The sequence below is a fragment of the Candidatus Electronema sp. JM genome (genome assembly GCF_048287415.1).
Taxonomy (GTDB): domain Bacteria; phylum Desulfobacterota; class Desulfobulbia; order Desulfobulbales; family Desulfobulbaceae; genus Electronema.
Genome location: NZ_JBLWEN010000035.1, coordinates 24,379 through 45,852, shown reverse-complemented (window position 1 = coordinate 45,852; position 21,474 = coordinate 24,379). Strand labels below are relative to the sequence as shown.

The 21,474-nt window shown below is 55.7% G+C and carries 25 protein-coding genes; 12 read left to right on the top strand and 13 right to left on the bottom strand.

Annotated elements, in window-relative coordinates:
• Nucleotides 1-8: 8 nt before the first annotated feature.
• The 6 genes from ACNKH6_RS07275 (at nt 9) to rimO (ending at nt 5,434) form a co-directional block, all read left to right on the top strand.
• The gene (locus ACNKH6_RS07275) at nt 9-482 is read left to right on the top strand and encodes a type II toxin-antitoxin system VapC family toxin (protein ID WP_417914888.1); all 474 of its coding nucleotides are present in this window, start codon (nt 9-11) and stop codon (nt 480-482) included.
• Between the two features lie 7 nt (nt 483-489).
• A complete protein-coding gene (locus ACNKH6_RS07270; protein ID WP_417914887.1) occupies nt 490-639 on the top strand; it encodes a hypothetical protein in 150 nt (49 codons plus the stop codon).
• 66 nt (nt 640-705) lie between these two features.
• The gene (locus tag ACNKH6_RS07265; RefSeq protein WP_417914886.1) at nt 706-2,217 is read left to right on the top strand and encodes a complex I subunit 4 family protein; all 1,512 of its coding nucleotides are present in this window, start codon (nt 706-708) and stop codon (nt 2,215-2,217) included.
• 3 nt (nt 2,218-2,220) lie between these two features.
• A complete protein-coding gene (locus ACNKH6_RS07260; protein ID WP_417914885.1) occupies nt 2,221-3,648 on the top strand; it encodes an NADH-quinone oxidoreductase subunit N in 1,428 nt (475 codons plus the stop codon).
• A 1-nt stretch (nt 3,649) separates the two neighbouring features.
• A complete protein-coding gene (locus ACNKH6_RS07255) occupies nt 3,650-4,093 on the top strand; it encodes a cupin domain-containing protein (protein WP_417914884.1) in 444 nt (147 codons plus the stop codon).
• Between the two features lie 18 nt (nt 4,094-4,111).
• Nucleotides 4,112-5,434, top strand: a complete 1,323-nt coding sequence (gene rimO, locus ACNKH6_RS07250) for a 30S ribosomal protein S12 methylthiotransferase RimO (RefSeq protein WP_417914883.1) — start codon at nt 4,112-4,114, stop codon at nt 5,432-5,434.
• Between the two features lie 21 nt (nt 5,435-5,455).
• On the opposite strand, the gene ACNKH6_RS07245 is transcribed toward rimO, so the two are convergent.
• From ACNKH6_RS07245 to ACNKH6_RS07210, 8 genes are all read right to left on the bottom strand, one after another.
• The gene (locus tag ACNKH6_RS07245) at nt 5,456-5,755 is read right to left on the bottom strand and encodes an HU family DNA-binding protein (protein ID WP_417914882.1); all 300 of its coding nucleotides are present in this window, start codon (nt 5,753-5,755) and stop codon (nt 5,456-5,458) included.
• 144 nt (nt 5,756-5,899) lie between these two features.
• Nucleotides 5,900-6,613, bottom strand: coding sequence for a pseudouridine synthase (locus ACNKH6_RS07240; RefSeq protein WP_417914881.1), 714 nt, complete (start codon nt 6,611-6,613; stop codon nt 5,900-5,902).
• Nucleotides 6,614-6,694: 81 nt separating this feature from the next.
• On the bottom strand, nt 6,695-7,738 hold the full coding sequence (locus tag ACNKH6_RS07235; RefSeq protein ID WP_417914880.1) for a hypothetical protein: 1,044 nt from the start codon (nt 7,736-7,738) through the stop codon (nt 6,695-6,697).
• A gap of 374 nt (nt 7,739-8,112) precedes the next feature.
• A complete protein-coding gene (locus ACNKH6_RS07230; RefSeq protein WP_417914879.1) occupies nt 8,113-8,601 on the bottom strand; it encodes a deoxycytidylate deaminase in 489 nt (162 codons plus the stop codon).
• Nucleotides 8,602-8,640: 39 nt separating this feature from the next.
• The gene (locus ACNKH6_RS07225; protein ID WP_417914878.1) at nt 8,641-9,927 is read right to left on the bottom strand and encodes an MFS transporter; all 1,287 of its coding nucleotides are present in this window, start codon (nt 9,925-9,927) and stop codon (nt 8,641-8,643) included.
• A gap of 68 nt (nt 9,928-9,995) precedes the next feature.
• Nucleotides 9,996-10,931, bottom strand: coding sequence for an FAD-dependent thymidylate synthase (locus tag ACNKH6_RS07220; RefSeq protein ID WP_417914877.1), 936 nt, complete (start codon nt 10,929-10,931; stop codon nt 9,996-9,998).
• Between the two features lie 48 nt (nt 10,932-10,979).
• Complete coding sequence (locus tag ACNKH6_RS07215) at nt 10,980-12,140, bottom strand: efflux RND transporter periplasmic adaptor subunit (protein WP_417914876.1); 1,161 nt, start codon at nt 12,138-12,140, stop codon at nt 10,980-10,982.
• Nucleotides 12,137-12,763 (bottom strand): TetR/AcrR family transcriptional regulator, encoded by a 627-nt coding sequence (locus ACNKH6_RS07210; RefSeq protein WP_417914875.1) that lies wholly within the window; start codon nt 12,761-12,763, stop codon nt 12,137-12,139. Before ACNKH6_RS07210 ends, ACNKH6_RS07215 begins: the two co-directional genes overlap by 4 nt.
• Before the next feature lie 193 nt (nt 12,764-12,956).
• Here ACNKH6_RS07210 and ACNKH6_RS07205 point away from each other — a divergent pair, with 193 nt between their 5' ends.
• Nucleotides 12,957-13,424 carry a Uma2 family endonuclease gene (locus ACNKH6_RS07205; protein WP_417914874.1) on the top strand — a complete coding sequence of 156 codons (468 nt, stop codon included), beginning with the start codon at nt 12,957-12,959 and terminating at the stop codon, nt 13,422-13,424.
• A gap of 6 nt (nt 13,425-13,430) precedes the next feature.
• Here ACNKH6_RS07205 and mqnC read toward each other — a convergent pair whose 3' ends face one another.
• The 5 genes from mqnC to ACNKH6_RS07180 all read right to left on the bottom strand — a co-directional run bounded on the left by mqnC (nt 13,431) and on the right by ACNKH6_RS07180 (nt 17,004).
• Nucleotides 13,431-14,492, bottom strand: a complete 1,062-nt coding sequence (mqnC, locus tag ACNKH6_RS07200; RefSeq protein ID WP_417914873.1) for a cyclic dehypoxanthinyl futalosine synthase — start codon at nt 14,490-14,492, stop codon at nt 13,431-13,433.
• A 143-nt stretch (nt 14,493-14,635) separates the two neighbouring features.
• Nucleotides 14,636-14,941, bottom strand: coding sequence for a CHAT domain-containing protein (locus ACNKH6_RS07195; protein ID WP_417914942.1), 306 nt, complete (start codon nt 14,939-14,941; stop codon nt 14,636-14,638).
• A gap of 26 nt (nt 14,942-14,967) precedes the next feature.
• Nucleotides 14,968-15,987, bottom strand: coding sequence for a hypothetical protein (locus tag ACNKH6_RS07190; protein WP_417914872.1), 1,020 nt, complete (start codon nt 15,985-15,987; stop codon nt 14,968-14,970).
• A 370-nt stretch (nt 15,988-16,357) separates the two neighbouring features.
• The gene (locus tag ACNKH6_RS07185; RefSeq protein ID WP_417914871.1) at nt 16,358-16,492 is read right to left on the bottom strand and encodes a hypothetical protein; all 135 of its coding nucleotides are present in this window, start codon (nt 16,490-16,492) and stop codon (nt 16,358-16,360) included.
• Nucleotides 16,493-16,596: 104 nt separating this feature from the next.
• The gene (locus ACNKH6_RS07180) at nt 16,597-17,004 is read right to left on the bottom strand and encodes a hypothetical protein (protein WP_417914870.1); all 408 of its coding nucleotides are present in this window, start codon (nt 17,002-17,004) and stop codon (nt 16,597-16,599) included.
• Nucleotides 17,005-17,341: 337 nt separating this feature from the next.
• On the opposite strand from ACNKH6_RS07180, the gene ACNKH6_RS07175 reads away from it, so the two are divergent.
• The 5 genes from ACNKH6_RS07175 (at nt 17,342) to ACNKH6_RS07155 (ending at nt 21,399) form a co-directional block, all read left to right on the top strand.
• Nucleotides 17,342-18,292 carry an HlyD family secretion protein gene (locus tag ACNKH6_RS07175; RefSeq protein WP_417914869.1) on the top strand — a complete coding sequence of 317 codons (951 nt, stop codon included), beginning with the start codon at nt 17,342-17,344 and terminating at the stop codon, nt 18,290-18,292.
• On the top strand, nt 18,289-19,218 hold the full coding sequence (locus ACNKH6_RS07170; protein WP_417914868.1) for an ATP-binding cassette domain-containing protein: 930 nt from the start codon (nt 18,289-18,291) through the stop codon (nt 19,216-19,218). Before ACNKH6_RS07175 ends, ACNKH6_RS07170 begins: the two co-directional genes overlap by 4 nt.
• 122 nt (nt 19,219-19,340) lie before the next feature.
• Nucleotides 19,341-20,021 (top strand): molybdate ABC transporter permease subunit, encoded by a 681-nt coding sequence (gene modB, locus ACNKH6_RS07165; protein ID WP_417914867.1) that lies wholly within the window; start codon nt 19,341-19,343, stop codon nt 20,019-20,021.
• Between the two features lie 107 nt (nt 20,022-20,128).
• A complete protein-coding gene (locus ACNKH6_RS07160; protein WP_417914866.1) occupies nt 20,129-20,635 on the top strand; it encodes a TPM domain-containing protein in 507 nt (168 codons plus the stop codon).
• Between the two features lie 80 nt (nt 20,636-20,715).
• Nucleotides 20,716-21,399: a LemA family protein gene (locus tag ACNKH6_RS07155; RefSeq protein WP_417914865.1), complete on the top strand. Its 684-nt coding sequence runs from the start codon at nt 20,716-20,718 to the stop codon at nt 21,397-21,399.
• The last annotated feature ends 75 nt before the right edge of the window (nt 21,400-21,474 follow it).

Below are 21,474 nucleotides of genomic sequence, written 5' to 3'. Positions count from 1 at the left end.
ATTCTCTGATGAAATCAGTTTATATCGAATCCTCAGTGATCAGTTACATGACTGCCCGGCCAAGCAGAGATGTCATAACATCTGCTCGACAAGCTATCACTTTTGAATGGTGGGATGCGTATAAAGATAGATTTGAGATATTCATTTCAGAGCTGGTGATAGAAGAAATAAGTTCGGGTGACATGGCCGCAGCACAGAAAAGGTTGCTGACCGTTGAAGATGTTCCGGTGCTTGAAACAACAGGACAAGCTGTACAACTTGCAAAGCTGCTCATCGCAGAAAATGCTGTTCCTGAATCGTGTTCAGAAGATGCTATGCATATCAGCATCGCTGCTGTGCATGGCATGGATTTTCTGCTCACATGGAATTTCAAACACATTAATAACGCAAATACGAGAGAAAAAATAGCTAAAATCATCACGAAGGTGCAGCTTAAGAGTCCTGTGTTATGTTCACCAGAGGAATTAGTCAATGAAAGATGACCCCATTGTGGAAGAAATCAGAAAAATCAGAGCTGCCCATGCCGCTAAATACGGCAATGATATTGACCGAATTTTTGCCGCAATAAAAGAATGCGAGAAAAAACATGCTGGCAGATTGGTGAACCGTGAAACAACGTTCCGGCAGCAAAAAAAATAACTGCAATCTGACCATGACCACCTCCAGCCGCAACTGCAACCCCCGCAACGGAGCATCGCTATCATTATGAACGGATCATTTCTGCTGACCATGATCTGGGTTGTCCCCTTCATCACTGCGCTGGCTTTGCTGCCAGTCTGCCGCGACGACCACCGGCGCATCAAGATGATTTCTTTGACAGGGAACGCGCTCAACCTGCTGCTGGTGATCGGCCTGACCTTCGCCTTTATCAGCGCGTCGTCGAGCGACCCGGCAGCGGCAGGGGCGAAGATGAGCCAGTTCCATTTCACCGCCAAGGTGCCGTGGCTGACGATGCTGAACATCGAGTACAACATCGGCGTGGATGCCATTTCCGTCCTGATGATGCTGCTCACGGCCATCGTCATCTTCTGCGGGGTGCTGGCGAGCTGGGGCGTGGAGAATCAGCCCAAGGAGTTCTTCGTCCTCCTCAACGTGCTGGTGGCCGGGGTCTATGGCGTGTTCGTCTCAATAGACCTCTTCACCTTCTTCGTCTTCTACGAGATCGCCGTTCTGCCGATGTACCTGCTCATCGGCCTCTGGGGCACGGGCCGGAAGGAATACTCAGCCATGAAGTTGACCCTGATGCTGGTGGCTGGCTCGGCCTTCATTCTCGCAGGCATCTTGGCCCTGTATTTTGCCTCCGGCCTGAACACCTTTGATCTCCAGCGGCTTTCGCAACATGCGTTCCCGAAGGACTTCCAATACTGGGCCTTCCCGGTGATCTTCCTTGGCTTCGGCGTACTGGGCGCACTCTATCCCTTCCATACTTGGTCGCCAGACGGCCACGCCTCCGCGCCGACAGCGGTGTCCATGCTCCACGCTGGCGTGCTGATGAAGCTCGGCGGCTACGGCTGCCTGCGCGTCGGCATGTACCTGCTGCCGGAAGGGGCGAACATGTGGATGTCCTTCTTCCTCGTGTTCGTCACCATCAACGTGCTCTACGGCGCGTTGGGCGCAATCAAGCAGACCGATCTGAAATACATCACCGCCTATTCCTCAGTCTCGCACTGCGGCATGGTGCTCTTCGGCTTCACCGCCATGACCTTTGCCGGCATCAAGGGCGGGGTTTTACAGATGATCTCCCACGGCCTGATGACCGCCCTCTTCTTCTGCCTGATCGGCATGATCTACGGCAGAACCCACACCCGCATTGTCAGCGAGATGGGCGGCCTGATGAAGATCATGCCCTTCCTCTCCACCGCCTATGTGATCGTCGGCATGGCAGGTTTAGGACTGCCGGGCTTGTCAGGCTTTGTCGCCGAGGCCAACGTCTTTGTCGGAGCCTTTGCCAATCCCGCCCCGCTCTACCGCTTCTGCACCGTGCTGGCCGTGCTTTCCATCGTGGTGACAGCGGTCTATGTCCTGCGGGCGGTCAACGGCCTGGTCAACGGGCCGGTGTCTGAGCATTACAAAACCCTGACCGACGCATCGCTGCTGGAAAAGGTTCCGGTGACGATCCTGCTCTTCTGCCTCTTCGGCATGGGCATCCTGCCCGGCTGGATAGTTGACCTGGTCAACGAGGCGGTGCATCCCATTTACAACAACCTGATGCGTTAAGCCATGAAGCTCATTCTGCCGGATATCCTGCTCGTCCTGCTGGCCGCCTTGGTCATGGGCTATGACCTGTACAAGGGCAAGGTCAACCTGACTTCATCCACGCCTTTTCATCTGGCCTGGCTGGGCTTGGCTGCCATCTTCGTTGTCCTGCTCCGCCTGCCGCATGATCAAACTGTCGTGTATCCGGGCGGCTATCAGGTCACGGGCGCATCACTGCTCTTCAAAGCGGTCTTTGTCCTTTCTGCCTTCTTCACGGTGCTGCTGTCGCGCTCGTATTTCGTGCCGGGCGGCAACAAGCGGGGGGCGATGAAACACCGGAGCGAGTTCATAGTCATCATCCTGCTCTGCACCTGCGGCATGTTCACAGTGGTTTCGGCCACCGACCTGCTGACCCTCTTTGTCGGCATGGAGCTGTCCGCCATCCCGCTCTACATCCTCAGCGGCTATTACAAGGACGACGAGCTGTCGCTGGAAGCCTCGACTAAGTACATGATGATGGGCGCGGTCTCCACCGGCCTGATGCTCTTCGGCATGTCCTTTCTCTACGGCGCGGCTGGCTCCGTCACCTTCGAGGCCTTGGCCAAAGCCTGCGCTGTCAATCCCAGCGAGCCGCTGCTCCGCTTGGGCATCCTCTTTGTGCTGGCAGCGGTCGGCTTCAAGCTGACTATCTTCCCCTTCCACATGTGGGCACCGGATGTCTATGAAGGCGCGCCCAGCCCGGTCACCGCCTTTATTTCCGTGTCCTCCAAGGCCGTGGCTGTCGCCTTTCTGCTGATTCTGCTCTACGGGCCGCTGGCCGCGCTGCACAGCTCGCTTCAGCCGATCATCCTGATTCTCGCCGCCGCGACCATGACTGTCGGCAACCTCGGCGCGATGAAGCAGGAGAAGCTGCGCCGCTTCATGGCCTACTCGTCCATCGCGCAGGCCGGATACATCATCATGGCCATGACCGGCGACGCAGCCAGCGCACGTTCTTCGGTCATCTTCTATCTCTTTGTTTACGCAGCAGCCAACTACGCAATTTTCTTCATCATGGCGGCCATCGGACGCGACGGCGAAGAGCAGCGGAGCAGCTTGCAAGGCATGGGCAAGAACAACCCCGGCCTTGCCGCTGTCCTCATGCTCACCGCCTTCTCGCTCGCGGGCATCCCGCCGCTGGCTGGCTTCATGGGCAAGTTTTTCCTCTTCGCCGCCGCCGCCAAACAGGGCTATTATGCGATGGTGATTTTTGCGGCCCTCAACTCCACTATCTCCCTGTATTACTATCTGCTCTTGGTCAAGGATGCCTACATCATCCAGCCTGCGGGCAGAACCAAATCGCTGGAGCTGGACGCGGTGCAGCTCATCAGCCTCTTCCTGCTGACTTTGGCAATGCTGCTCGCAGGCATCCTGCCGTCCATCAGCGGCAATATTCTGGCCGTGGCGGGGTGAGATGAAACAAGTTGTCTTCGGCGTGGCAGCTATTCTGCTCCTCCTGCCCCGTTCTGTCCTGGCTGATGAAATTGCTGCCGCTATCTTGCAAAGCGGATCGGCAAGCTGGGACGGCGGGGCATTTGCTTATCCGCAGGGACAGCCGGAAATATCGGTGCAAAAAATCACCGCTCACCCGAACGGCAAGCAAGTTGAGCTGCCAGTGCATTGTCATCCCGTGCCGTTGTCTGGTTATGTGCTGAAAGGAAGCGTTACTGTGGTCACTGCGGCAGGAAAAAGCAGGCTGTTCAAGACCGGGGAAGCGTTTATTGAAGTGTCAAACACCTGGCACAAAGGCATCTTCAATGAAGACACCGAGCTGCTTGTCTTTTACGCCGGAAAAAAAGGTGTGCCGCTTGTGGTGAAGCAGGGCGACAGCTCGCCTTTTGCTAAGGAATGCAAATAATCTGGCTCATCCGCCATAATGAAAACACTCCATCTGACCAGCCTTGGCTGCGCAAAAAATCTGGTTGATTCCGAGATGATGCTGGGCAGCCTCGAACTCAGCGGCTGGCAGGCGGTTGAGGAACCGGCGGCAGCGGAGCTGCTCTTGGTCAACACCTGCGGTTTCATCCGTCCGGCAGTGGAGGAAGCCGTTGATGAAATCCTCCGGCTGGCTGAATACAAGCAGGCTGATCCGGCCAAAAAATTAGTTGTGACCGGCTGTCTTGTCCAGCGTTACGGAAAAGATTTGCAGGCCGAGCTGCCGGAAGTTGATCTTTTTGTCGGCATTGACGATCAGCAGCGGCTGCCTGAGCTGCTTAACGTGTTGCCCGGCAACGGCGGACTGGTGCTGCGGCAGCCGTGCCGTTCGCTGCTGAACAGCGCGATGCCCCGCCGTCTCTCCACACCACCCTTCCGCAGCTGGCTGAAAATCACTGATGGCTGTAACAACCGCTGCACCTACTGCATGATTCCGTCTATTCGGGGCGATTTGCGCAGTCGGCCTGCGGCTGACCTTGCTGCTGAAGCCCGCGCTTTGGAGCAGGCCGGGGTGAAGGAGCTGTCCTTGATTGCCCAAGATTTGACTGCATACGGCAGCGATTTGGGCACGGATTTGCCCGCGCTGCTCCGCCTGCTGCTGGCGGAAACCAGCATTCCGTGGCTGCGGCTGCTCTATCTGTATCCAGCCTCAGTCACAGACGAGCTGCTGGAGCTGATGGCTGCCCAGCCCCGTATTGCACCCTATCTCGATATTCCCTTTCAGCATGTCAGCAGCAGTGTGCTGCGGCGGATGAACCGCCGGTACGGGCTGGAAGATTTGGAACAACTCATTAGCCGCATCCGCAGCGCAGTCCCGGATTGCGCCCTGCGCACCACACTGATGGTTGGTTTTCCTGGAGAAACCGAGGCGGATGTGAAGGAACTGCTGGATTGTCTCCAACGCTGGCAGCTTGATCATGTCGGCGTGTTCCCGTATGAGGATGAAGACGGTTCTGCGGCGGCGGACTTGCTGCCCAAAGTGCCTGACGAGGAAAAGCAGAAGCGTTTTGACCGGGTGATGGAATTGCAGGCCGCAGTCAGCCAAGAACGGCTGCAACGTTATGTGGGCAAAGAAGTGGACGTGCTGGTGGAAGGTCTGAGCCAAGAGACCGATCTGCTGCTGGAAGGAAGGACGCGCTTTCAGGCACCGGAAATTGACGGCTGCGTCTATATCAACGAAGGAACAGCCAGCCCCGGCGACATTGTCAACGTCCGTATCGCCGAGGCTCATATCTACGATCTGGTGGGCGGAATCAGCAGCTAAGACCCGCTCGCGCCACCGACCTTACTGCTGCTGGGCAAGCTCTGCGGCAGCATCAACCCGCTCGCGCAGGTCTTTTCCCACTTTGAAGAAGGGCAGCTTCTTCGGCGCGACATCAATCTTTTCCCCGGATTTGGGATTGCGGCCGGTGTAGGAACCGTATTTTTTCACGGTGAAGCTCCCAAATCCCCGGATTTCAATGGAATCACCCTTGACCAGAGCTTCGCTCATGGTGTCAATGATGGTTTTGGCAACCGCAGCGGTCTCGCGCACCGGCAAGTTGACTTTTTCGGCCAAGGTTTCAATCAGTTCTGATTTGTTCATCTGTCAGCTCTCTTTTTCCCGGAACTGGGCCGCGCAGGCCGACCGGTCTTCTCTGGTTGCACCCGCCATACCGGGCAACTGTTCATTGCATCAATCCTATTATTGCAGGTATCGTTCTGATTGTAAAGGGGTTTTCAGGACGATTCAGGAAAATATATTTGCAATATCATTTTCTCCTAAAAAACGGCACTGGCCTGACCGCAGATTGCCCAGCCGCAGGCTGCCGTAGGCTGTCCGTTTCAGGCGCAGCACTGGATGGCCGAGGGCCTGAAACATCTTGCGCACCTGCCGTTTTCTGCCCTCATGAATAATGATTTCGACCACCGTCCGGCTTGGCTCGCGGCGGAGCACACGGGCCTGCGCAGGCCACGTTTTCTGCCCGTCGATGACGATTCCCTCTTCCAGCCGCCGCAGGCTGCTTGCATCTGGCAGGCCGCGCACTGTGGCTTCATAGGTTTTCCGCACTTCAAATTTTGGGTGCAGAATCCGGTTGGCCAGCTCGCCGTCATTGGTCAGCAGCAGTGCGCCCTCGCTGTCTAAATCAAGGCGGCCAACAGGAAAAAGCCGCGTCCTGATCTCCGGCGGCAGGAGGTCGCTGACAATCGGACGGCCTTGCGGGTCGGACAAGGTGGTGACATAGCCGCAGGGTTTGTGCAGCAGAACAGCAATGCGCTCTTCTTTCGGGCGGAGCGGCAGCCCGTCAACTGTGATGACTGCCTGCTCCGCGTCCGCTTTCATGCCAAGTTCGGTGATGATCTGGCCATTCACCGTCACCCGGCCCTCGGCGATGAGCTGCTCGGCCCGGCGGCGCGAGCAAAGACCGGCGCGGGCGAGAATTTTTTGCAGACGTTCTTCCATGCTGATCAAAAAATGGATGAAAAAAAGGCGCGGGCCAAAGCCCTGCGCCTTTCTGCGAAACGGCCTTGTCTAAGGCGCGAATCAGAACTTGCAGCGGATGCCGGCACCGAAACGTCCGTACTCGGCCAAACCGTCAAATTCGTCAACCGCGCTCCGCACTTCCAAGAAGAGGGAAACGTTGAAGGCCTTTGGATCGCCATACACCCGTGCGCCCGCATTGGCAATCAGGTCAAGGTCTGAATCACCGGAATCGTCCTCCACATCGCCGGAGGTGATCCAGCCGCCGAGACCTAAACCGAACCAGCCATTGACATCACCAGCCTTCCAGTTGTAGTTGGCAAAAACATCCAGCAGCAGCGCGTCATCGCCGTCATCCCCTTTGACCTGCGGCGCAACGCCGATCATGCCCAAGAAAGAGATGTTCTCAAACTGGCTGCCTGGGGCAAAAGGACTCCATTCCGCGCCAAAACGCCCGAAGACATAATCGGCGGGATCTGTTTGCTTGAAATAGCCGAGATCAGCGACAAAACGGACTGGTGCTTCCGGCTTCTCCTCCTCAATGACTTTCGGCTCTTCCTTCGGCAGCAGGCACTTCTCAGGAACGTTCTTGCACTCAGGCCGACATTTTTGCGGATCGTTCGGAGTGTCTTTGCAGTCTGCCGGGCAGTCTTTAGGGAATTTGTCGCAGATATTGCAATTCAGATCAGCGCAGACCGCTGGGCAGCCTTGGCCCTGCGGATTGATAATGCAGTCTGCCGAACAGTCCTCGCAGGTGAAGCATTTGATGTCCTTGCAAATATCCGGGCAGGTCGCATCAGCAGGATTCTTTTTGCACTCTGGGGTGCAGTCAGTGCAGGTCTGGCATTTCAGTTCTTTGCATATTTCCGGGCAGCCTGGCGCACCAGGATGCTGCTTGCATTCTGGGGTGCACTTATCGCAGGACATTTGGCATTCCGGCGACTTGCAAATATCCGGGCAGCCTTTGGCGTAAGGATTTTTTAAGCACTCTGCGGAGCAATCATTGCAGGTCCAGTGTTTTTTGCCGTGCTTGGGGCCTCCTGCATACACAACGCCCGCCGATAAAAGCAGCAAGGCCGCAGTTTGCAGCAGCATTTTCGTCTTCATCTTCTAACTCTCCTGTTCTGTTCTTTTTTTCTCGCGCCGCCATCGTTCAAACGGAACGAGCCGTCAGCTTTTATTCTACAAATAATATAGGTTCCGCCGCTGTCTGGCAAGATAAAAAAGAAAGCGGTTTTTCATTGAGATGCGGCGCAGCGGCATAGGCTGCCGCTATTTTGCCGGAGCTGACCGGCAATCCAGCAGTTTGCCCTCGTCGGGACAATAATCTGGCTGACGAGCGCATTCCGGTGGACAGCAATAGACCTCTTGCGTAACTGCCCTGCGTTAAGTGGCTGCATCAAGCATGTACTTGATGTAGGGGCGAAAAATTTTTCGCCCCTACTGCTTATGCAAGAGGTCTAATCTTGTTGACCGTCTGTTCAACAAAACGGGATAAGCAGCGAGTCCCGCTCCGGCACGAACTGCCTGCACCGCACCTCAGCTTTTGCAAACATGATTTTTGCCGCTTTGACAGAGTCAGTATCCTGATATTTATCCGAAAGATAAATGATTTCGCGGATGCCGGACTGGATGATCACCTTGCCGCATTCGTTGCAGGGGAAGAGGGCCACATAGATGCGGCAGCCGTGCAGGTCGCGCACAGTGGAGTTGAGCACCGCGTTCAGCTCGGCGTGGCAGACATAGGGATATTTGGTGTCCAAGTAGCTGCCTTCGCGGCTCCAGGGCAGCTCGTCGTCCGAACAGCCCCAAGGAAAGCCGTTGTAGCCCACGCCGATGATTTTGTTGGCCGCGCTGGCCACGCAGGCCCCGACTTGAGTGTTCGGGTCCTTGGAGCGCAGCCCGGAGAGCAGAGCCACGGCCATGAAATACTCATCCCATGAGAGATAATCGGTTCGTTTTTCGGTCATTGTCTTGTTAACTCGTGCATAATGATCTGACCGAGAAGCCTACTGCTCCATCTCCCGTGCCATGCGCATCCCTTCATTCACATCCACACGGGAAAGCAGCACTGCGCCTGCCACAAAGAGCAAAACAAGGGAAAGGATGCCCATGCGCGGGTCGCCTGAAATCACACCGACCCAGCCCATCAGCAGCGGGCCGATGACAGCGGCAAATTTGCCGAGCATGTTGTAGAAGCCGAAGAACTCGGCAGATTTGTTCTGCGGGATGATGCGGGTGTAGAGGGAGCGGCTGAGAGATTGCACACCGCCTTGCACAAGGCCGATGCCAACTGCCAGAATGTAGAATTCTGTCTGCTGGCGCATGAAATATGCCCAGACGGTGATCACCAAATACACCCCGATGCCGATCAAAATGCCGGTTTTCGCGCCGAGCTTCTCGCCAATTCTGCCAAAAGCAATGGCTGCTGGAAAGCCGACAAACTGAGTGATCAGCAGGGCAATCATCAGGCCGTCCGTCTTAAAACCGATCGCCAAGCCGTAATCAACCGCCATGCGGACTATGGTGTCCAGCGCGTCAATATACAGCCAGTAGCCGAGCAAAAAGAGGACAACCACCTTCAGTTTGCGGATTTCAACGAAAGTCTGCTTGAGCTGCAGGAAGCCCTCGGCTGCGGTTTTCAGAGTGAGCCGCCCGCTGTTTTCCTCCTGCTGTTCAGTGACAACAAGCATGATCGGCAGCGAAAAAAGCAGCCACCACACCGCCACGGTCAGATACGACCAGCGCACGGCCTCGGCAGCATTGGCAAGACCGAAAAGCTGTGGTTTCAAGGTCATGAAGACATTGAAGGCAAAGAGGAGTCCGCCGCCTAAATAGCCAAGGGAAAAACCGAGGGCGGAAACGAAATCCACCTTTTTCGGCCCGGCAACCGAGACAAGAAGCGCATCATAGAAAATATTGCCGCCGGAGAAGCCGATGGTGCCAAGGACGTAGAGGCAGGCTGCGGTCATCCAGTCGCCTTTGCTGACAAAGTACAGGCCGCCGGTCATCAGGATGCCGAGAAAGGAGAAAAAGAGGAGAAAACGTTTCTTCGCGCTGCCTCGGTCAGCGATTGCCCCCAGCACCGGCGCAGCGGCGACGATGACCAAGCTGGCGACAGAATTCGCCGCGCCCAGCCGGAAGGTGCTTTCCACAGCACTGCCCGCGCTCCAATACTTCTTGAAAAAAACCGGGAAAAAACCGGCCATCACCGTGGTGGCGAACGCGGAGTTGGCCCAGTCGTACAAGGCCCAAGAGATAACTTTTTTTATGTCATGAGCAGGCTGGTTGTTCATGGTCGCTGAAAAGGGAGGAGGAATAGGTTGCGCAACTCATGCCAGCGTAGAACGGCGGCGGTGTTTTGTCAAGAGAATGCGAACACTGCCGGAAACCGCCGTGCAAACTCCTCCCGCAGCGGCACCATCACCTCGCGCATGGACGGCTCCGCCGCCTTGGAGCAGCGCAGCTTAAAGATGTGCCGCCATTCCTCCAAGTTGGCATAAACAATGATCTCGGTCTTGCAGGAATTGGGCAGCACGGTGCGGGCGGCCTGCGCAGTTGAGGTTTCCAGCAGCTTGAAATACAGCCGCTCCGTCTCCTCCATCGCCTGCTGCCAGACCGCATATTCTTCGCTCTCTTCCGGCCAAAACATCGGTTTGATAAACGTCACCTCGCTGCCGAACTTGTCCTCGCTGTAGCGGCAATAGCGCTGTGATTCCTGAAGAAAGCTGCATGGGCGGTGACGCACCAGCTCATGCGTCACCGCCCGGTTGACGATGAACTTCACCGCAATGTGCCGGTGCTTGGCCAGCTTGTCCGCAGGCAGCCGCTCGACTTCCGCCAGCGGCACTTTGCGCACACTGATGCCCGGCACAGTCTTCAACCCGCCTTCCGGCAGCAGCGTGCTGAAAAAATACGGATGCCGCTCGTGCAGGAAGGCGCAGGCCGCATGAACAAGCGTACAGTCTGGGTGATTAACCAGTAGTTCCCGCCAGGCGCGGATGCTGGCAGTGATCAGCAGGAGGTTTTCTTCGCGGCTGATGTGCAGATATTTCGGCTGGCGCAGAAAAAGATCAGCAAGCGCTTTGTGATCCGCGCACAGTTCGAGCGTGACCACGCCCATCTCCAACACCGAATTGTGGCCATGCTCGGCCATTTTCTCAACAAAGGGCAGGGCCGATTCCTGCGTGATGCGGTCTTCGCTCTTGTAGCAGATGCGCCCGCAGTATTCGATGCGGACAGCGAGGTTCTGCTGGTCAAACTGATCAAGAATTTGGAAGGATGGAGCGATAATTCTCATGAATTCAGATGAAATTGATTTTTCTTGCTATCTCTGCGGCAGCCATGCTCACAGCACCAGTCCATTGAGGCTGTCCACCGCCTTGACCACTTTCACGGCTTGGCCGTCCTCCACGCTGCGGTGCCCCTCAATGATCACCTTGTCGCCAGCTTTCAGTCCTTCGGTGATCAGCACCTGCCAGTCTTCAAGGAAGCCGGTGCGCACGTTTCTGCGTTGAGCCGCGCCGTTTTTTTCCACATAGACGAACTGCTCGTTGTTACGGGAAATAACCGAAAACAGCGGCACCGCCAGAGCCTGTGCCTGCTCGTTTTTGACAATATTGGCGCGGAGAAACATGCCCGGCAGAATACGGTGGCCGGGATTGTCGAGCCGCAGCTCCAAGCGGTAGGCGCGGGCCTGCGAAGACGGCGCGGCGGCAAGATAATGCACCGGTGCGGTCATCTTTTCACTGCCAAGGGCTTGAATTTCCACCTCGACCTTGTTCAATTTGCGCACTGCCGCCACATCCGCCTCCGGCACCGCCACCACCGCTTTGACCTGATCTATGGCGATGATTTCAGCTAATGCGGTCGGCATCAAGGTGCCGGTCATCAGGCCGACTTTCGCGTCCAAACGGTTGATCAGTCCAGCCATTGGCGCGGTGATCTGGCAACGCGAGAGTTTCAGTTCGGCATCGTCTAAAGCCGCCTTGGTCTGCCGCACTTGGTTCTGCTGTTCTTCCAAATTGGCCTGCGTGGAAATGCCTTTGCTGCGCAGATTTTCATTCCGGGCCAGATTGGCCTTGGCCAGCTCGTAGGCCGCCTGCGCCGAGGCCAAGGCTATTTGGTAGTCTTTGGCATCTATCTTGGCGACAAGCTGGCCTTTCTGCACCGAATCACCTTCTTTGACCAGCACGTCCTCAATGCTGCCGCCGACCTTGGGCATGAGCTGGAGGCTGTCCCATGCCTCGACCGCACCGGGCAGACTGATTTTGTCGCGCAGCACGCTGGGCTGGAGCTGGAGTGTGACCACATTGACCGGCGGAGTTTCGGTCTTGGCAGCGGCTTTCAGCTCGGCGGCAATCTGCTCCTTTTTTGCCGAAACCTTCTGGCCGATAAGGAAGACAGCACCTGTCATCAGCAGGATAACGATCAGGCCCGGCAGGCTGCTGAGAAAAAACCAGACAATCTTGCCCCGCATGGTTTTCGGTTCAGGATGATGATGCGTCATGGCTGATTTGATGAAGATTTCTGCGGCTGCAACCCGCTCAAGGCTTGGCGGAACATCACCTGCAAGGCGGCACGGACATCCTCTTCGCCCGGCAGGCGGCCCGAATACCACGCAGACAGGGACATCAGGTAAAGGGCATAGAAATGGCCGCAGGTCAAGGTCAGGTCAATATCGCGCCGAAGCTGACCACGTTCCTGCGCCTCAGTGAACATAATGACAAAAAACTGGATGAACTGCTCCTCAATTTGGCGCGATTTTTCTGTGGTCAGTTCTTTGGGAAAAATCAGCTCCCGCATCAAGGTGCGGCCAAATCCCTTGTTTTTGGTCACATAGCGGAACTCATACATGAAAATATGCAGCAGCTTCTCTTCCAGCGGCGCATCCGTCGGAACAGTGCGTTGCAGCTCCAAGTGAAGACAAGTCAGCTCATCCTCGCAGAAGGCCAGCAATATCTCTCCCTTAGAGCGGAAATACGAATACACGGTGCCTTTGCCGATGCCAGCAGTTGCGGCCAAATCGGCAACGCTGGTGTTTTCATAGCCGCGTTCGCCAAAAAGAACGAAGGCCGCCTCCATGATGGCGGCTCTATTCTGCTTTTTCTTCTGTTCCCGCAATCCAGACATAAGTTCCTTCATAAAATTAAAAATAACGGTCTTGGTCAAATTTGACCTTGGTCAAATTTTATTCAATGCCGAACAGGCTGTCAAACAGAAAAAATGACTGAGGTCGGGTTGCGGGGGCAATGAATGCGAGCAGTCGGAAGCCTGTCATGCTACAATGGAGGCATGACAGGCAAATCAACCGTGGAGAATTCTCATGGAATGGGCTGAAGTTCTCAGCAATCCTCTGCTTCAGAATCTGCCCTTCAAGATCGAGCTGAACCGCTTTGGCTCCATCTTGATGAGTCCGGCATCCAACCGGCACGGGCGCATTCAAGGGCGCATGGCCGCCAATTTGATCAACAAGCAGCCCGGCGGCGAAGTCATCACCGAATGCTCCATTCTGACATTAGACGGCGTGAAAGTGGCGGATGTGGTCTGGGCATCAGATGCGTTCATCAGCCAGTTCGCTTATGAAACGCCGTATCCCAAGGCCCCGGAACTTTGCATTGAGATCGTCTCTCCCTCCAATGCCAAGGCGGAGATCAGGGGCAAGGTTGATCTTTATTTAGCCAAAGGGGCGCAGGAAGTTTGGGTGATTTCCGAGGACGGCACGACTGCGGTGTACAGCCATACCGGCAAAATTGGCAGAAGCAGCATTGCTCCCGGCGCAGAGCAACTCTGAGAAAAGTCATGGCATTCTGCTGGCAGGCTGGTAATCCATCAGCCGCTGCTGCGGCGTGAACCCAGCATCGCTGATCAGCCGCCTGATCTCCTGCTCGGAGAGGCGGAAGCTGACTCCGGCAGCGGCGACCACATTTTCCTCAATCATGGTCGAGCCGAAGTCATTCGCCCCGAAGAAGAGCGAGACCTGCGCGATTTTCGGCCCCTGCGTCACCCAAGAAGCCTGGATGTTGGCGAAGTTGTCCAAGTAGATGCGGCAGAGCGCAAGCATCCGCAGGTAAGCGTAGCCGGACGTTTTCTCGACATCGGCCAGCGCGGTGTTGTCCGGCTGGAACGGCCAGGGGATGAAAGCGGTGAAGCCGCCGGTGCGGTCTTGCAGGCTGCGCAGCCGCTCCAGATGCTCCAGCCGCTCCTCCCAGGTTTCGATGTGGCCGAACATCATCGTCGCGGTGGTGCGCATTCCCAGATGGTGCGCCTCCTCCATCACTGCAATCCATTCATCTGCCGAGCACTTGCGCGGCGCGATTTGCCGCCGCACCCGGTCGGCAAGGATTTCCGCGCCGCCGCCGGGCATGGAGTCCAGCCCTGCCGCCATCAGCCGCTCCAGCACCGTCCGCGTCGGCAGGCCGGAGAGCTGGCTGAAGTGGCATATCTCCGGCGGCGAAAAACCGTGAATGTGGATGCCGGTCGCCTTCATTGTCCGCAGCATGTCCTCGTAGAAATCCAGCGGCAAACTCGGATGCAGCCCGCCTTGCAGGAGTATCTGCGTGCCGCCCAGCTCCTGCGTCTCCCTGATCTTCTGGAGCAGCTCCTCCTTGCTGAGGACATAGCCCTGCGGGTCGTCCGGCGCCTTGAAGAAGGCGCAGAACTTGCAGGCGGAAACGCAGATGTCGGTGTAGTTGATGTTGCGGTCAATCACGTAGGTGACGACGCGCTCCGGGTGGAGCCTTTTCCGCACTGCGTCGGCAAGAAAGCCGAGCTGGTGGAGGTCAGCCTCCGCTGCGAGACGGAGAAAATCTGCCCCGCTGAGGCGTGCTCCGGCAAGTGTCTGCTCAATGACAGCGTGCATGGTATGGTAATTCCTCTTTGTATTTTACCTTTTTTAGAAGTTACGCAGTTGAAACAAAAAATTCAACTTGTTGCAATCTATCAGCGTAACTCCTATGCAAGTAACGACGAAAATTTTTCGCCCTTACTTACGCCCTCAGGCGGTCACTTCCCCACCAGCACATACGGCGCCCAATCCTGCACCGGCTTTTTGTCGCGGATGAATTGCAAGCGGGTTTGATGCAGGGCCTCCGCCGGGCTGATATTTTTTTCTGAACTCAGCCACTTGTCGTAGAAAGTTTCCATGAATTGCCGCGACGACACATCGCCGACCGGCGTGAGCGTCATCAGCACGTTCTTGGCTCCGGCGGTGCGGAAGGCGCGGACTAAGCCGTACACGCCTTCGGAGTAATCCAGCACGCCTTTGCCGGTGTTGCAGGCGGAGAGCGAAACCAGCTCGGTGCCGTGCAGCCCGTTGTTGGCGGCAGACGCAGTCTCTACTTAGCCACGACGCTGAGAATGCAGTTCTTCAGCCACTCCAGAGCGTCCTCATCAATATCCTGTCCGATGGTGTAGTCGCCAGCAGCCGTCTCTACTACAACGGCACGCGAAATCTGACTTTGGCCTGTCATATCTTCTCGTGTCTTGCCAACACGCACATTCTCAATGGTATCAGCACGAATACGTTTTCCCTGCGTTTCTCCCCAAGGAGTGCGGCTTAGAATGTGAAGACCTTCCCGCTTGATCCGCACTAAGGTTGTCGTAATTGATGCCCAGATAAGTGCCCCTGCAAAGAATGCGACAATAAGTACGCCGACAATGGTAACGTAACCTCCGATCCAAATAAAAATGGCAGGGAGGCCTAAGGGCATCAGTATCGCGAGTGGCAGCATTTTAAGCGGTATCTTAAAATTGGATATCTCGACTTCCAATTGGTCGCCTTGGATGTTAAGTTGCAGGCTCTCAGGCACAGTCGCTACAGGATTGAATGAGATATCTAACTTGCCTTCAGCCGCAAGTTCACGCACAGACTTACCGAGGTCCTTGGTATCGTACTGCGTATATTCTTCTTTTTCCGCATCCTGCCATAGAGCAGGCAGTGCGAGCTGACGGCTGTATGCTTTCCAGATTGCGCGATGGCTGCACGACCAACGGCTCTGATACAGTCTGATCCGGCGTTGCTTATCAGGATGCAGCAGCTCGACGATATAGAGGGTATAAGATGAACAGTTTTTGCTGCCTGAGTGGTATTCACTGCGCGCTAAGACCCCTTTATACTTGGACAGAGGCTCATCCCATGCCTTGCTGCCAAAGAGCGATTTGTGCCGATAATAGAATCTGTTGCCGTCGAACTCCGTTACTGTGCGCGTGAAGAACTGATTAAGGCCCTGTAGAAAGAGATAAGTGATAATTACTGTAAACACGAACGTCTCAAAATTGATATCTCCGTTATTAAGGATGGATTTTATTAACAAGAGAGTCGGCTGGCCACCAAAGACGACAGCGATGAGCATCATACATATCCCTGAGTACTTACTGCCACGTTTTTCATACCTGCACGGCAACTTCCCTATATCCAACGTGATCGACTCACTGTTGTCTTCGTTCGCTGATATCATCTCTTAAGTCATTTTTCTGATGGCATTTTTTCGTCAACAATACTACATCTCATCCTATCAAAGATAGCCTGTTGGCGACAAGTGTAATGAAATACATCATCAGTAACACCCTTCGTCTCTTCTTATATCCGTGAAACTAACTTTCCCTCGTAGCTTGGCTTCAAGCACCAAGCTTCACATTTCCAATATCTTATTTGAATCATAAATAAGGTATTCAACGCTTTAAACGCACACATCAAGGCCTATCCAGAAGCACTAAACACATAGTTCACGTTTCTAACGCCTCACTGCAAGCATAAAACGAGGCGTTTTGCACTTCAAACGTCTCATTCGCGGCTTCAAACGCAGCGCGTTCAAACATTGAATAAACCATTTCACGTTTTAAACGGATAATTTTAAACATCGAAGATGTTCTTGCAGTTTCAAATTCGGTATTCCCAGTCAGGGATAGCACGTTTTTTTCTACAATTATCAGCACTCATTCGTCGTTTGATACAATGTCATCAGTCACCAGATGTTGTCACTGCCAGATAATATCTTCCAATCTTTTCCCGGCGTGAAAGGAAACTGATTCCTTTTCTTGTCAACGCAGGCATAGCTTTTCTTGCCGCCACCGTTCATCTTGCTGAGTTCATAGCAAGTCCATATTCTGCCGTCTTGATGCTGGAAGCAGACTTTTTCTGCTTTGATCTCCTCCCACTCCGCACCGGGAACGATATCATGGGAATCGTTCTTCTTGTCATAGCAGAAATATTTCGGAACATCATGCGGATTTCCTTCTGTTTTTCCGCATTGTTCTATACAGAGCATTCCGTTTTTCGTGTTGCGGAACGAAAGGTCTTCCGCGTTCACCTGCGCTGCAACCGCCAGCAAGAAGAAAGCAGTGAAAGGGATGGACAGACTGATCAGGCGCATTGTTTTCCTCCTATGATGTTGTTTTCTGCCATCTTACACAGCTTCACCCGCTGTCGCCATAAAGAAATTCTCCCGATTGACTGAAACTGAAAAAGTAAATTTATGTCGTATGTTACGAATTTCAGGATACATGCACCACGAAACCGCTATGTTTTATACCGCGTTGGCTAGAACAGCAGCACAAGCGAACGTGCTTGCAAAGAACGACCGTGACTGCAGAACGAAATATGTAGCATATTATCATAAATAAAAGGTATTCTTAGTTAGCTGCCTGTCCGTTAGATAGACAATATCTGCCGCAAGAGCGGCAGCAGAATGCTGCAAGGCTTAGTCTTTTATGATTACAAAGTTTTTTTCACGCTGCATCCTCGTCCTGCTCCTTCTCGCTTCCTGTGATTCCCCCCGGCAGAATGCCGCCCTTGGCACCTTGGAGCGCGACCGCGTCGCTCACGCCGCCGCTGTCAGCGAGATGATTGCCGAGCAGCCTGTGCCGCAGGGCAGCATGGTGAAAAAAGGCACTTTGCTGGTGCGCTTGGACGACACCCTGCAAAAGGCGCAGGTCAGCAAGGCGGCGGCGGATTTGGCGCAAGCTGCCGCCAGTCTCGACAAGCTGCGCAACGGGGCGCAGGCGGAGGAGATTGCGGCGGCCAAGGCCAAGGTGACGGCGGCTCAGGCTGTGCTGGCGGAGAGCGAAGTGCAGCACGAACGCTTGAGCGGCTTGGTGCGGCAGAACATCACCAGCAAGGGTGATTTGGACAAAGCGTTGGCAGCGCGTGATGTGGCCCGCGCCAATCTGCAAGCCGTGCAGGAGGAACTGCGCCTGCTGCTCAAGGGCAGCCGCGAGGAGGACTTGCGGGCAGCGACCGCCAAGCTGGAGGCAGCAGCCTCTGTGCTGGCGATGGAGCGGAAACGGCTGGCTGATCTGCGCATCGTCGCGGCGGCGGACGGCATCCTTGACGAGCTGCCGTGGCAGGCAGGTGAGCGGCCTGCCGCCGGAACGCCGCTCGCCGTGGTGCTGGCGGGCAACGCGCCGTATGCCCGCGTTTATGTGCCAGAGCCGTACCGGGCCAAGATTAAAACCGGCGACAAGTTGACCGTGCATGTGGACGGCTTGGACGTGCCAATCACTGGCCAAGTGCGCTGGATTAGCACTGAACCCGCCTTCAGTCCATATTATGCTCTCAACCAGACAGAACGCGCCCGTCTGATGTTCCTTGCCGAAGTGCAGCTGCCGGAGAGTCAGGCGCAGCTGCCTGTCGGCGTGCCTGCCCAAGTTGATCTGCCATGAGCGGGCCGGTCATCAAGGCGGAGCAGCTTTGCCGCAATTTCGGCAGCCTGAAGGCCGTGCAGGACTTGGATTTGGAAATCCAGAAAGGGCAGATATACGGCTTCCTTGGCCCGAACGGAAGCGGCAAGACCACCGCCATCCGCATGTTGACTGGCCTGCTCGCGCCCAGTTCCGGCAGTGTGCGGGTGCTGGACTCGGACTTGCCCCAAGATGCCGAGCTGCTGCGCCTGCGCATCGGCTACATGACCCAGAAGTTCTCGCTCTACGATGACCTGACCGTGCAGGAGAACCTTCAGTTCATCGCCCGCATTTATGGCTTGTCAGGCCGGGCGCAGAAGCGGCGCATCGAGGAGCTGCTGGCGGTGTACAAGCTCGAAGACCGGCGCAAGCAGATGGCTGGACGGATGAGCGGCGGCCAGCGGCAGCGGCTCAGTCTGGCCGCAGCGGTGCTGCACAAGCCTGACCTGCTTTTTCTCGATGAGCCGACCTCGGCTGTTGACCCGGAGAACCGCCGCGAGTTCTGGGAGCAGCTCTTTGATCTCAGCCACGAAGGCACCAGCATCCTCGTGTCCACGCACTACATGGACGAGGCCGAACGCTGCCATTGTCTCGCAATTCTGGAAAACGGCATTAAGCGGGCGGAAGGGCCGCCAGATGAACTGATGCGGCAGATGGGCGCGCATGTAGTGGAGATCGCCTCAAACAATCTGCGCCAGCTCAAGCAGGAGCTGCTCAAACTGCCGGAAGTGCTGGCAGCGGCCCAGCTTGGCGCACGCCTGCGGGTGCTGGTGCGCAACGCCGTGGCCGAGCCGCTGGACTTCCTTGCCCGTCAGCCCTGCGCAGGGCCGCAGGACAGCATGTCCCTTGTCCGGCCCAATCTGGAAGATGTTTTTGTCTCCTGCACAGGGCGAAACAGGGCGGGATGAGAGTGGTCGCATCAAACATCTGCTTGATGCAGGAGCGAAAAATTTTTCGTCCCTGCTGCGTTATGCAAGAGGTATAGCAATTATTTTTTCGCGCATCCTTCTAAAATCAGATAGCAAACACCATGTTCCCTCTCTCCCCTGACGACCTCCTCGCGGTCAAGCTCTCCCTGCAAGTGGCCGCTGCGGCCACGCTGCTTTCGCTGCCCGCAGGCTTTGCCGCCGCCTACATCCTCGCCCTGACCAACCTGCGCGGCAAGGCAGTCTTGGAGGGCCTGATCAACCTGCCGCTGGTGCTGCCGCCAGTCGTGACCGGCTATTTCCTCCTCCTGCTCTTTGGCCGCAACGGCTGGCTGGGCAGCCTGCTCGGCATCTTCGACATCCGCATCATTTTCACCCTGCGCGGCGCGGTCATCGCCTCAGCAGTGGTCGGCTTTCCGCTGCTGGTGCGGGCGATCCGCGTCGGCATGGAGAGCATAGACCGGCAGTACATGCAGGCGGCGCGGACGCTCGGCGCGGGCTGGTGGGACACGCTCTTCACGGTCACAGTCCCGCTCTGCGGCAGGGCGGTCTTGGCGGGCATGACCCTGATGTTCGCCCGCAGTCTCGGCGAGTTCGGCGCGACCATCGTTCTCGCGGGCAACATCCCCGGCATCACCCGCACCATCCCGCTGGCCATCTACGACTACACCAGCTCGCCGGGCGGCGACAGCATGGCCCTGCGCCTCTGCCTCGTCTCAGTCGCCTTGTCCTTCGCCGTCCTGCTGATCGGCGAGGCGGCCAACCGCAGCCTTGCCCGGAGATAGCCCACTCCGCCGATTTTTTTCCAGTTCCTTTCCTCTTGCTGTCCTTGCTCTGCCGCTGTAGTATTGAGCGCATCATGACACAAAGGCACTTGCCAAGGGAGGAAATCATGGTTCTGCGATCCGGTTTGAGATGCGCGGCGTTGTTTCTGCTGATGATGGTTCCAGCCATGCTGCGGGCAGCAACGCCGCCGGTGCCGTCCAGCCCGCCTGAGCGGGTTATTGATCTCGCCAATATTATTGAGCCTGCCTTGGAGGCGCAGCTTGTCTCCGCGCTGCGCGAGCTGGAAACGAAGACGACTGCGCAGATAGTTGTTCTCACCGTCAGCTCGCTGGATGGAGAAACCATCGAAGCGGTTTCGCTTCATACCTTCGGGCAGTGGAAGCTGGGGCAGAAAGGCAAGGACAACGGCCTGCTGCTCACCGTCGCGCTGAAGGAGCGGAAATACCGCTTTGAAACCGGCTACGGCTTGGAGAGTGTGCTGCCGGACAGCCTGCTCGGCAGCATCGGCAGAGAAAAGCTGGTGCCGTTTTTCAAAGAGGGAAAATATGGCGAGGGCATTGCTGCGGCAACCAAGGAAGTGCTTGCTGTTCTTGCAAAAAATTATCAAATTTAGTTTGACAGTATAAAAGTAAAAATTATATAAATAATTTTTAAAATTACTAGTTATTGGTATAACGGAAGGAGATATCGAAGATGGCCGATGAAGACAGAAAGAAATCATTTTTGGAGATACTCGCTATCGTCATCACAGCAATAGCTGCTGTTCTTGGTGGCCTCAACGGTGTTGCAGCTTTAATTACCGCCATGAACACCAAAGGAGAAGTGCAAAACGGCGCAGCGAAAAAATCAGAGGAGACAGCTATGGTTCTCTGGGGTGCTGACCACTACAACAAAATGGTTGCGATGGATGAGGAAGTGCATAGCCGTTGGGCGCAGGTGGAAAATCAGCTCAAGCGGCGGTTTGATTTGATTCCCAACCTTGTCGAGACGGTCAAAGGTTATGCGAAGCACGAGAAGGAGATTTTCGAGAATTTGGCCAAGGCCCGCACCAGCTATTTTCAGGCCAGCTCAATGCAGGAAAAGGCCGCAGCAGCAGGCGGATTGGAAAACGCCTTGTCCCGGCTGCTCATGCTGCAAGAAACGTATCCTGACTTGAAGGCCAATCAGTCGTACCTGAAGCTGATGGACAGCTTGGAGGGCACGGAAAACCGGATTGCCGTGGAGCGGATGCGGTACAATAACGCTGTGCAGGCGGTCAATACCTACCGCCGCACTGTGGTTGGGCGTTTTGCCGCCGCGCTGGCCGGAGTGGAGGCAGCGCAGTATTTTAATCTGCCGGAAGGCGAGCAGCAAACGCCGAAGGTGAAGTTTGATTGAGTGCTGCAACCGCAGATAACCAAGTAATTGACTATATGGTATGTTGTATCCCCCCTTAATCCAATGATAGACTAA